At 50.8% G+C, this 12,279-nt stretch carries 9 protein-coding genes; 3 read left to right on the top strand and 6 right to left on the bottom strand.

The window, feature by feature from the left end; genetic code table 11:
- Positions 1 to 169 precede the first annotated feature (169 nt).
- Positions 170 to 1,474 (top strand): MFS transporter, encoded by a 1,305-nt coding sequence (locus AC0IXI_RS04605; RefSeq protein WP_422569085.1) that lies wholly within the window; start codon positions 170 to 172, stop codon positions 1,472 to 1,474.
- 27 nt (positions 1,475 to 1,501) lie between these two features.
- Positions 1,502 to 2,980 (top strand): FGGY-family carbohydrate kinase, encoded by a 1,479-nt coding sequence (locus AC0IXI_RS04600; protein ID WP_422569084.1) that lies wholly within the window; start codon positions 1,502 to 1,504, stop codon positions 2,978 to 2,980.
- Between the two features lie 49 nt (positions 2,981 to 3,029).
- Here the strand turns inward: AC0IXI_RS04600 and queE are convergent, their stop codons facing one another.
- Positions 3,030 to 3,701 carry a 7-carboxy-7-deazaguanine synthase QueE gene (queE, locus tag AC0IXI_RS04595; RefSeq protein ID WP_064513343.1) on the bottom strand — a complete coding sequence of 224 codons (672 nt, stop codon included), beginning with the start codon at positions 3,699 to 3,701 and terminating at the stop codon, positions 3,030 to 3,032.
- A 299-nt stretch (positions 3,702 to 4,000) separates the two neighbouring features.
- Between queE and AC0IXI_RS04590 the strand changes: the two genes are divergently transcribed.
- On the top strand, positions 4,001 to 5,113 hold the full coding sequence (locus AC0IXI_RS04590) for a M20 family metallopeptidase (RefSeq protein WP_471681985.1): 1,113 nt from the start codon (positions 4,001 to 4,003) through the stop codon (positions 5,111 to 5,113).
- Between the two features lie 49 nt (positions 5,114 to 5,162).
- Here the strand turns inward: AC0IXI_RS04590 and adhP are convergent, their stop codons facing one another.
- The 5 genes from adhP to mazG form a co-directional block, all read right to left on the bottom strand.
- Positions 5,163 to 6,179, bottom strand: a complete 1,017-nt coding sequence (gene adhP / locus AC0IXI_RS04585) for an alcohol dehydrogenase AdhP (protein WP_471681984.1) — start codon at positions 6,177 to 6,179, stop codon at positions 5,163 to 5,165.
- Between the two features lie 211 nt (positions 6,180 to 6,390).
- A complete protein-coding gene (ltrA, locus tag AC0IXI_RS04580; RefSeq protein WP_471681983.1) occupies positions 6,391 to 7,743 on the bottom strand; it encodes a group II intron reverse transcriptase/maturase in 1,353 nt (450 codons plus the stop codon).
- Positions 7,744 to 8,213: 470 nt separating this feature from the next.
- Complete coding sequence (gene eno, locus AC0IXI_RS04575; RefSeq protein ID WP_034497984.1) at positions 8,214 to 9,518, bottom strand: phosphopyruvate hydratase; 1,305 nt, start codon at positions 9,516 to 9,518, stop codon at positions 8,214 to 8,216.
- A gap of 84 nt (positions 9,519 to 9,602) precedes the next feature.
- On the bottom strand, positions 9,603 to 11,243 hold the full coding sequence (gene pyrG / locus AC0IXI_RS04570) for a glutamine hydrolyzing CTP synthase (RefSeq protein ID WP_134184435.1): 1,641 nt from the start codon (positions 11,241 to 11,243) through the stop codon (positions 9,603 to 9,605).
- A gap of 225 nt (positions 11,244 to 11,468) precedes the next feature.
- Positions 11,469 to 12,260: a nucleoside triphosphate pyrophosphohydrolase gene (gene mazG, locus AC0IXI_RS04565; protein ID WP_471681982.1), complete on the bottom strand. Its 792-nt coding sequence runs from the start codon at positions 12,258 to 12,260 to the stop codon at positions 11,469 to 11,471.
- Between the last annotated feature and the right edge of the window lie 19 nt (positions 12,261 to 12,279).

The following is a 12,279-nucleotide window of genomic DNA, read 5'->3' as shown; positions in this document are numbered from 1 at the left end:
TGATATTCGACCATTGATTTTAAATCGTGATAATTATCACAATAACCAACAGAATGTTATGTTACTTATTCTGGCAATTACTAGAGACGATGAGAAAAGTAATCTATCCGCAAGGGTGGGTTGCTTTTCTTTTTTTGCCTATCAAAATGAACAACGACGAGATAACGCTATGCAACAATCCAATTTTCGCCGCTGGGTAACCCTGGCAATAATAAGTATTAGTGGTGGTGTGAGTTTTGACCTGGCCTATCTACGTTATATTTATCAAATTCCGATGGCGAAATTCATGGGGTTTTCTAACGTCGAGATTGGGTTAATCATGAGCACTTTTGGAATAACCGCCATTATTCTTTACGCACCCAGTGGTATTATTGCCGACAAGTTTTCACATCGTATTATGATGACGACAGCAATGATCACCACCGGCTTATTAGGCTGCCTCATGGCTTTTTATCCACCGTTATGGGTGATGCTCGTTATTCAGGTTGCCTTTGCTATTACCACGATTTTGATGCTGTGGTCAGTATCGATTAAAGCCGCATCACTGCTGGGTGACCACAGCGAACAAGGCAAAATCATGGGCTGGATGGAAGGGCTGCGTGGTGTGGGCGTTATGGCACTAGCGGTGTTTACCATGTGGATTTTTTCCCGATTTGCCCCGGATAACGCCGACAGCCTCAAAGCAGTGATCCTTATCTACAGCGGCGTTTACCTCGTGCTGGGCATTCTGTGCTGGTTCTTTGTTAGCGATGGTTTTACTGCCCGCGAAGCGCAGGAAAAAGAAGCCTCGAAACCCGCCTTTCAACTTAGCGATATCATTTCAGTGCTGAAAATCCCCACGACCTGGTATTGCAGCATGATTATTTTTGGCGTTTATACCATCTACGCCATTCTCAGCTACTCCACCAACTATCTTACTGAAATTTATGGCATGTCTTTGGTGGCTGCCAGTTATATGGGGATCGTCATCAATAAAATTTTCCGCGCCATGTGCGGCCCATTAGGTGGGCTTATCACCACCTTCAGCCGTTTTAAATCCCCGACACGCGTCGTTCAGTTTCTTGCCCTAGTCGGCGCTATTACGCTGCTCGCTCTGCTGATGACCAACCAAAATCCGCAGTCAGTCGCGGTAGGTATTGGCCTGATCCTGCTGCTTGCTTTTACATGCTACGCCTCACGCGGGCTGTATTTCGCCTGCCCTGGTGAAGCACGTACCCCGACGTTCATCATGGGAACCACCGTAGGAATTTGTTCCGTCATTGGCTTTCTGCCAGATGTCTTCGTCTACCCCGTTGTCGGCCACTGGCAGGACACGTTACCCGCCGCCGAGGCTTACCGAAACATGTGGCTGATGGGGCTTACCGCACTTTGCATCGTGATGGTTTTTACCTTTTTACTGTCGCGAAAAATACGCGCAACCGACACCGAATCAAAAAACTCGGCATCACTCGCCACGGAGACATCAGGCCAGTGATAGCGGAATCATTACAGGAGAAGGGAAATGTCTAAGAAATATATCATTGGAATTGATGGTGGGAGCCAGAGCACTAAAGTCGTGATGTATGATTTGGCAGGAAATGTGGTTTGCGAAGGAAAAGGCCTACTGCAACCCATGCACACCCCAGACGCCAACACGGTAGAACATCCTGACGACGATTTATGGACCTCTTTATGCTTCGCTGGAAAAGATCTCATGAACCAGTTTGCAGGCAACGAAGCGGAAATTGTCGGGATTGGGCTGGGTTCTATTCGTTGTTGCCGCGCCTTATTAAAAGCCGATGGTACACCTGCGGCTCCGCTGATTAGCTGGCAGGATGCGCGAGTCACCAGGCCTTATGAGCATACTAATCCCGAGGTTGCGTACGTCACTTCATTCTCAGGTTATTTGTCACACCGGTTAACCGGCGAGCGCAAAGACAATGTCGCCAACTATTTTGGTCAATGGCCGGTGGATTACAAAACCTGGGCGTGGAGTGACGATGCTGAAGTGATAAAGAAATTTAATCTCCCGCGCCACATGCTGTTTGATGTTCAGATGCCAGGAACAGTATTAGGCCATATCACCAGCGATGCGGCACGGGCAACAGGCTTTCCGGAAGGTTTACCGGTGGTGTGTAGCACCAGCGATAAAGCGGTAGAAGCACTCGGCGCAGGCTTGTTAGATGATGAAACCGCCGTGATTTCGTTGGGCACCTATATCGCCCTGATGATGAATGGCAAACAGTTACCTAAAGATCCCACCTGGTACTGGCCGATTATGTCCTCCATCCCTGAGACGTTGCTATATGAAGGCTACGGCATTCGCAAAGGCATGTGGACCGTCAGTTGGTTGAGAGACATGTTGGGCGACTCCTTAATTCAGGATGCAAAATCCCAGGGCCTTTCGCCGGAAGATTTATTAAACCAAAAGGCATCAAAAGTTTCACCTGGCTGCGATGGCTTAATGACGGTACTGGATTGGCTAACCAACCCGTGGGAACCGTACAAAAGAGGCGCGATGATCGGGTTTAACGCCAATATGGATTATGCCTGGATTTATCGATCCATTTTGGAAAGTGTGGCGCTAACGCTGAAAAATAATTACGACAACATGTGCCAGGAAATGGGGAACTCAGCCAGGCACATCATCATTACAGGTGGTGGCTCAAACAGTGACCTTTTTATGCAGATCTTTGCTGACGTGTTTAACCTGCCCGCAAAACGCAATGTGATTAATGGCTGCGCAAGCCTGGGAGCGGTAATAAATACCGCAGTCGGCCTAGGGGTTTACCCTTCTTACGAGGTAGCCGTGGAAAAAATGGTACGGGTAAAAGATACCTTTACGCCTGTTGAAAGAAATGCCGCGCTGTATGCCGCCATGAATGAAGGGATCTTCCGGGATTTGACGAAGCACACCGATGTGATACTTAAAAAATCCTACGAGGTCTTCCATGGCGACCTAAGCAAAGTCGACGCCATTCAAAGCTGGTCAAACGCGTAGTTGGTTTTAATTTACGCCGGATGCGGCAGGCTTCATCTGGCGTTTTTCATTAAGCGATATTCAAATACTTATGTGTCTGCATCGAAAGCCGCCAGTTGCGGGCAATGCACGTTTCAATACACAGGCGCGTCGCATCTTCTTTCTGGCTGATTGGCTGTAGTGCGATAATGCGCTTTTTATCATCTATCAGCGTCGCTAACAGTTCATCCAGCGCTTCAATATCACGCATACGCCCTACCGGATGTTTAATCTCATCGGCACGTTCTAACGCCTGAGATAACACATCATAACCCCCGCGCATATTCACTTTAGGCGAAACGGTAACCCAGGTTCCCGCGGTGCAGCGCACTTCGTGCGTGCCGCTGGTTTCAATCTGGCAGCTATAGCCGTGGTGCTCAAAGAGCGAGGTCAGTGGCGTGAGATCGTGAATACAAGGTTCGCCACCGGTAATCACTACATGGCGGGCGGTATAGTCCTGGCGTTGGAAAATCGCCAGCAGATCTTCGGCACTGGCATTGCCCCATTTATCGCTTTCTTTGGTTTTAGCCAGAATGCTGAACAAAGAGACTTCACGATCCGCGAGTTTATCCCAGGTGTGTTTGGTATCGCACCACGCGCAGCCCACTGGGCAGCCTTGTAGGCGAATAAAAATGGCGGGCACACCAGTAAAATAGCCCTCCCCTTGCAGGGTCTGGAACATCTCGTTAATCGGATACTGCATAGTCTTCTCAGATAATAGGTGTAAAGAGTAATTATCGCAGAAGTGACGGCTGAGATCATGCGTAACGCGGCTGCGGCGGCATATGTTCCAGAATCATCCCTGAAAAACGCCTCATAACGCATATAAAACATGGTTATCATCACAACAATCCCCCTTGCTTTGCCTCTATGCCACACGGCTTGATCATCGTCATGTTCCCATTCACCAGACACTTTTAGCATCGCTCCAGCCATTTTTCTGATGGGCTCACAGCTGCAGGATGCCTGGCGCCACGTTAACTATGATTCTGGAGTACCCCCATGGATTTAAAACAGTATCTTCAAGAACTAAAAAAAGTAGTCAACATCGACTGTGGAACAGCAACTATTGATGGCGTAGAGGAAGCCAGCAGAATTATTCAGCACTGGTATCAGGACGAAAACTGGCAATGCGACAGAATCTCACTCGGTGAAAACGTTGGGCCAGGGTTATTCGCAACCAACAAACCCAATGCTGATCGGTATGACGTGCTGCTCGTCGGGCATATGGATACCGTGTTCCCAGTCGGAACTGTGGCTGAGCGCCCTTTCCGCATTGAAGGAAACCGTGCATACGGCCCTGGCGTATCCGATATGAAAAGCGGGCTGCTGAATATTCTCTGGGCACTGCGCGAGATGGACAAAGCAACCCTTGAGCGCCTATCAATTGGCGTGGCCATGAACCCGGATGAAGAAACCGGTTCAGTGCATTCTCATCACTGGATTGGCGAACTGGCAAAACGCAGCCGCTGCGTGTTGGTGTGCGAAGCCGCAAGGGCTGATGGTTCTTTAGTTAAAGCACGCAAAGGCATTGCCGGATACAAACTGGCGTTTAAGGGCGTTGCGGCTCATGCTGGAAATGACCCGGAATCAGGTCGTTCGGCGATAAAAGCGATGGCGCGTGCCGTTCTGGAAATTAGTGATCTGGCAGATATGTCAAAAGGCACCACTATCAACGTCGGTGTAATTTCTGGCGGTGTCGTGGCGAATATCGTCCCGGAACACGCGGAGATGATTGTCGATGTCCGCTTCCAGGACAACGATGAATATGCGCGAGTCCATGCTGCAATCCAGGCTTATAGCCAGCGGGAATTCGAGCGCGATGTGAAAACCGCTGTTAAACAGCAAGCACATAAACCAGCCATGTCACCAACAGCAGATACTGAAAAGTTAATGCAAATTGTCGAACAGGCCGGTGTGGCCGAAGGTATCGACGTACGCTGGAAATCTGTGGGTGGTGGTTCCGATGCTAATCACACCGCCGCATTAGGTGTCCCGTCGCTTGATGGGTTTGGCCCGATCGGCGCTGGTTTCCACAGTGCGTCAGAATATCTGGAGATAGACAGCATCGAGCCGAGAATTCGGCTGCTTAAACGCGTGATTCAGTCGCTATAAAATCAAATGGCCGGGGAAACCCGGCCATATTTAATTTGCCCAGCAACGCTTACTTCTTCGTTTTAAAATCAATCACCATGCGGCCTTTGATTTTACCCTCTTCCATTTCCTTGAAGATCGCATTGATATCTTCAAGTGGGCGCATGGTGACTTTAGGCACCACTTTGCCTTCGGCAGCAAACTGGAAGGCTTCAGTCAGGTCCATGCGAGTGCCGACTAACGAACCAACAACTTCGATGCCATCGAGCACCAGGCGAGGAATGTTCAGGCTCATAGACTCAGAAGGCAGGCCAACGGCAACAATACGCGCGCCAGCACGAACGGCATCGACTGCGGAGTTAAATGCCGCTTTTGCAACAGCAGTGACTACAGCCGCATGTGCGCCACCTACTTTTTCCTGGATAACTTTTGCCGCATCTTCATTGCGCGAGTTAATGACTAAATCTGCTCCGCACTCTTTCGCGAAATCCAGTTGTGCATCATTCACGTCGATAGCGATAACTTTGGCATTAAACACATTCTTTGCGTATTGCAGTGCGAGGTTACCAAGACCACCTAAGCCGTAAATCGCAATCCACTGCCCTGGTTGGATATGCGAAACTTTCACCGCTTTGTAAGTTGTCACGCCCGCACAAGTCACGCTGCTGGCTGCGGCAGACTCGAGGCCGTCGGGGACTTTTACCGCGTAGTCAGCAACAACGATGCACTCTTCGGCCATACCGCCATCTGCGGTATACCCTGCGTTCGTTACGCTACGACACAGCGTTTCGTTACCGGTATTACAATATTCGCAATTTCCGCATCCACGGAAGAACCAGGCGACACTTGCACGATCCCCCACTTTCAGCGAAGTGACACCTGGGCCGATAGATTTCACTACTCCGATACCTTCGTGACCCAGCGTAATGCCAGTTACATCACCAAAGTCTCCGTTTTTCACATGCAAATCGGTGTGACAAACACCGCAACACTCCATCGTCAGTAATGCCTCGCCGTACTCAAGTGGGCGAACGGGCTTATCTATGATGCCGACAGAGTGGTCTTTGTTAACAACTGCAGCTTTCATGGCGGTCTCCTGACCTGTGAGTGAAATAACTCACTAATCCTGGTCGAGAGCACAGGCAACCGCAAACTGCATTCCCGGTTTATGCGAGGGTGACTCTGGTTTGGCGAATAAAGGGATCGGGATAGGGGCTGATCTCACGACCAGCCTCCTCCCACACCACCGTACATACGGGTCCGTATACGGCGGTTCGGTTATGTTTATCGTCACCCGCCTAAAGCTCCGGCAGGCCCAGTCTGACGAACAGATTATTGGGGAGGGCTATGTTCAGCGCCGGGCTACAGCTTATCCGCCACTGTTTATGGCAACTCCCTACCGTTTGCGCTGCAAGGTCTTTTCTCACACCCCGACCATGCAGCTCTTTGAAGCGCTTGCCGCTCGTTTTCCACTGTTTCCAGAGAACGCTTCGCAGCCTGCGCCTTATCCACCCGTTCAGCTCTCTTATCAGCGATGGCCACTCGTTCAGCCTGTAGTAGCTTTCCCAGCCCATCATATATCGCTTTAACGACTCGATAAGCTGCTCCAGACTTCTGCCCGTGTTACGCCCCGTCAGTTCTCTTATCCGCATTTTGAACCGCTTCACCGATTCCGGTGACACCACGCACCACGCCTTTCTCCCTCTTCTGAAGCTGTAACCCAGGAACTTACGCGACTCCGGATGCGCTACCGCACTCTTCTTCACGTTGACCTTCAGCTTCAGTTTCCGGCTCAGCCAGTACGTCAGTCCCGCCATCACACGATTGCCTGCACGTTCGCTTTTCACATAAACATTACAGTCGTCTGCGTAACGGGCGAACTTCAGGCCACGTTTCTCCAGTTCCTTATCGAAGTCGTCCAGCAGCAAATTTGATAACAGCGGCGACAGCGGGCCGCCCTGCGGCGTCCCTTCTGTCACCGGCCTTACCAGCCCTGCTTCCATCACGCCTGCGTTCAGGAACCTGCGGATAAGTGACAGTACCCGTTTATCCGACACCCGTTTCGCTATCCGGACCATCAGCACGTCGTGGTTCACCCGATCGAAGAACTTCTCCAGATCGAGATCGACCACCCAGTGATACCCGGACCCGATATATTCCTGAGCCTGGTTCACTGCCTGATGGGCCGAGCGTCCGGGGCGAAACCCGTAGCTACTGTCGCTGAACGACGCATCCCATTGCGCCTGCAACACCTGCATCATCGCCTGCTGGATAAAGCGATCCACCACCGTCGGGATACCCAGCTGGCGTTCGCCGCCACCGGGTTTCGGGATGGTCACTCTTCTTACAGGGGATGGGCGATAGCTGCCGGACAGCAGTTGCGCTTTCAGTTCGGGCCAGTGGTATTTCAGGTACTCCGGCAGTTCGCTTACGCTCATGCCGTCGGCTCCCGCCGCACCTTTATTGGCCTTCACTCTTTTCAGGGCTTGCCTGAGATTGACTGGTTCGCAGATGGCTTCCATCAGCCATACTGTTGACGACGGACTTTCTCTGGTCGTCGGTGCCTGCACGGTTTCAGCCCCCTGAGAACCGGCGTCCGGGGCTTCACCCCGTCTTCGGATTTCAGGGCCGCGATGCGTTTTCTGCTGCATGACCGTTCAGAACCTCCGCTGATACTCATCACTCATTACCGTTCGGGCCTTCAGACATTGCGTCCTACTATGCCCTCTGCTGACTCCTGTCCGCCGGTCAGCGCACCTTACGATGCGCTCAGTTCTGAATACAGAACGCCGGACAGGCCTCCCGGGGTAAGCTCAGCCGCTTTCACCACACACCTGCCCAATCTACCACCCCGGCTCTTGATGGTTATGGCCTTCGCAATCAACGGCTTGCTCCGCCTGCCGGGTAGGCCTCATATTGGATTTCTGTTCGTCAGGTCATGGTTTTGCTCCACGCTTCCTTCAGACCCCGCCTCGCGGCGACGCCCTTGCGCTTCACTAGTCCTTCACCACCATCAGGCTGGACAGGGGACTTTCACCCCCGAGCTGCTGAGCATGCCCGGCACACCACAAAAAAACCCGCCGAAGCGGGTTTTTTAATCAGAATTTAAAGCAGTAACGAATTACTGACCTTTAACTTCTTTCAGACCGTTGAACGGAGCTGGTGTGCCCGCAGCAGCCAAAGCTTCTTCGATACGAATCAGCTGGTTGTACTTAGCAACACGGTCAGAACGGCTCATAGAACCAGTTTTGATCTGGCCTGCAGCAGTACCAACAGCCAGGTCAGCGATGGTAGCGTCTTCAGTTTCGCCTGAACGGTGAGAGATAACTGCAGTGTAGCCAGCATCTTTCGCCATTTTGATCGCAGCCAGAGTTTCGGTCAGAGAACCGATCTGGTTGAATTTGATCAGAATGGAGTTAGCGATACCGTTGTCGATACCTCTTTTCAGGATTTTGGTGTTAGTAACGAACAGGTCGTCACCAACCAGCTGAAGTTTGTCGCCCATAACTTTAGTCTGGTATGCGAAACCATCCCAATCAGACTCGTCCAGACCGTCTTCGATAGAAACGATTGGGTACTGTTTGGTCAGGTCTTCCAGGAAGTGGGTGAATTCTTCAGAGGTGAAAGCTTTGTTGCCTTCGCCAGCCAGAACGTATTTACCGTCTTTGTAGAATTCAGAAGCAGCACAGTCCATAGCCAGAGTAACGTCTTTACCCAGCTCGTAGCCTGCCGCTTTAACCGCTTCAGCGATTACAGCCAGTGCTTCAGCGTTGGAACCCAGGTTTGGCGCATAGCCACCTTCGTCACCAACAGCAGTACCCATACCTTTAGATTTCAGAACTTTAGCCAGGGTGTGGAACACTTCAGAACCCATACGGATGGCTTCTTTCAGAGTTTTAGCACCAACTGGTTGAATCATGAACTCTTGGATATCAACGTTGTTGTCTGCGTGCTCGCCACCGTTGATGATGTTCATCATTGGCAGAGGCATAGAGAACTTGCCTGGGGTGCCGTTCAGTTCAGCGATGTGTGCGTACAGCGGCAGGCCTTTAGAGGCAGCAGCAGCTTTAGCAGCAGCAAGAGAAACAGCCAGGATTGCGTTAGCGCCGAAGTTGGATTTGTTTTCGGTACCGTCCAGGTCGATCATGATCTTATCGATGTTAGCCTGGTCTTTCGCATCTTTACCAATTACAGCCGCAGCGATCGGGCCGTTAACTGCAGCAACGGCTTTCAGAACGCCTTTGCCCAGGAAGCGAGATTTGTCGCCATCGCGCAGTTCCAGCGCTTCGCGGGAACCAGTTGAAGCACCTGATGGTGCAGCAGCCATACCTACGAAACCGCCTTCCAGATGAACTTCAGCTTCAACAGTCGGGTTACCACGGGAGTCGATGATTTCACGACCGATGACTTTAACGATTTTGGACATTAGATTTTCCTCAGTACAAGTTAAACTAAAACTCCAGACAAACAACGCGCGAAACATTCGCGCGTTGTCGTTCTAACTTTCTGCTTACTTCGCCTGACGCTTCTGGTACTCACCGGCAGCTTTCACAAAGCCTGCGAACAGTGGGTGCCCATCACGCGGAGTAGAAGTAAATTCCGGGTGGAACTGGCAAGCAACAAACCAAGGATGATTTGGCACTTCGATGATTTCTACCAGTTGGTCATCACCGGAACGGCCCGCAACGCGCAGACCTGCTGTTTCAATTTGCTTCAACAACATGTTGTTGACTTCATAACGATGGCGATGGCGCTCAGTAATGGTCGGCTCACCGTACATCTGGCGCACCAGACTACCATCGGTCAACTGACACTGCTGGCCACCAAGACGCATGGTGCCGCCTAAGTCGCTCTTTTCAGTACGGACTTCAACGTTACCTTCTTCGTCACGCCACTCGGTGATTAAGGCGACCACCGGGTATTTACAGTCTGGCACAAATTCAGTTGAGTTGGCGTTAGCCATGCCTGCAACGTTCCGTGCGAACTCAATCAGCGCAACCTGCATACCTAAGCAAATGCCCAGATATGGAACGTTCTGCTCACGAGCATAGCGCGCGGTGGCGATTTTGCCTTCCACACCACGGTAACCGAAACCGCCTGGGATAAGGATAGCATCCAATCCCTTCAGCACTTCTTCAGCACCGCGAGTTTCAACATCCTGCGAGTCAATCAGCTTGATGTTAACGGTAAGACGGTTTTTCAAACCACCGTGTTTCAGCGCTTCAATCACAGATTTGTAGGCATCTGGCAGTTCAATGTACTTGCCGACCATACCAATCGTGACTTCGCTTGTCGGATTCGCTTCTTCATAAATAACTTGTTCCCATTCGGACAAGTTAGCTTCAGGAACGTTCAAGCTGAATCGTTTACAAATATAATCGTCCAGCCCCTGTGATTTCAACAGGCCTGGAATTTTATAGATGGAATCAACGTCTTTTAGAGAAATAACCGCTTTCTCCGGCACGTTACAGAACAATGCAATTTTTGCACGTTCGTTTGCCGGAACAACGCGGTCTGAACGGCAAATCAGCACATCTGGCTGAATACCGATAGAAAGCAGTTCTTTTACGGAGTGTTGGGTCGGTTTAGTTTTCACTTCACCGGCAGCAGCCAAATATGGCACCAGAGTCAGGTGCATATACAGCGTGTGCTCACGACCCACTTCTACCGCCATCTGACGAATCGCTTCGAGGAACGGCAGGGATTCGATATCACCTACAGTACCGCCGATTTCAACCAGCACGACATCGTAGCCTTCGCCACCTTCAAGGATGCGTTCTTTGATAGCATTCGTAATATGCGGAATAACCTGGACGGTCGCGCCCAGATAGTCGCCACGGCGCTCTTTACGCAGAACTTCTGAGTAAATACGGCCAGTGGTGAAGTTGTTACGACGCGTCATTTTGTTGCGAATGAAACGCTCGTAGTGACCTAAATCCAGGTCGGTTTCAGCGCCGTCTTCTGTAACGAACACTTCCCCATGTTGAATAGGGCTCATGGTACCCGGATCGACGTTGATATACGGATCGAGTTTCATGATGGATACGTTGAGGCCACGGGCTTCGAGAATAGCTGCGAGGGAGGCTGCGGCAATGCCTTTACCCAGAGAGGAAACGACCCCGCCGGTCACAAAAATATAGTTCGTTGTCATGCTGAACCTGAGAAGTTAGGTTTAAAGACGATGGGAGTACCAGGACGGGAAAGTAGTATACCCGAACAGTATCGGCGCCACAAACTTTCATTCTGTCTGCTAAGCCCTGACCTCGCACTTTGTCAGGGCACTGAAAATAGCCCGTCTGGTAGAAATGTTTTTGACTCAAATCAAGAGCTTGTTAAATCGAAATGGCCATAAAATGCGCTTGACCACAAAAACGTGTTAGATATCAGTTTCCTGGCGTTTAACTTCTTGCCAGACTTGTTCCATGATTTCCAGGTCAACTCCGGTCATTGTCAGGCCTCTGGCGGCAATAATCTCTTCCACCTGGCGGAAACGGCGCTCGAATTTGATATTGGCTTTCTGTAAAGCTGTCTCGGCTTTGGTCCCTAAATGGCGTGCAAGATTGACGGTCGCGAACAATAAATCACCGACTTCCTCTTCCAGTTTGGCTTCATCAACGACGACCTGTTTAGCTTCAAACATCACTTCGTCGATCTCCTCATAGACTTTGTCTAAAACCGGGCCAAGCGTGGTCCAGTCGAAACCAACCGTTGAGCAACGTTTCTGGATTTTATGCGCACGCATTAACGCAGGCAACGCGTGAGGAATATCATCGAGTGCGGAATGTTGTGCTTTTTCAGCACGCTCATCACTTTTGATTTGTTCCCAACGCTCCAGCACTTCGGTGCTGTTTCCTGCGGTACCGTCTGCAAAAATATGCGGGTGACGGCGTTCGAGTTTATCGCTGATGGCTTTACAGATATCGTCGAAATTAAAGCGCCCTTCTTCCTGCGCCATTTGTGCGTAAAAGACGACCTGGAACAGCAAGTCACCCAGTTCACCACGAAGATCATCAAAATCTTCGCGGTTGATGGCGTCAAGCACTTCGTAAGTTTCTTCGAGCGTATAGGGTGCGATGGTGGCGAAGGTTTGCTCTTTGTCCCACGGACAGCCAGTTTCCGGGTCGCGCAGGCGCTTCATGATGCCCAGAAGGCGATCGATTTGGTTCATTTCAATTCCTTGCAATGCA

It is taken from the genome of Buttiauxella sp. AC038 (genome assembly GCF_979253565.1).
Note: the sequence above shows the minus strand (reverse complement) of the source record. Positions and strands in the feature narration are given on the sequence as shown.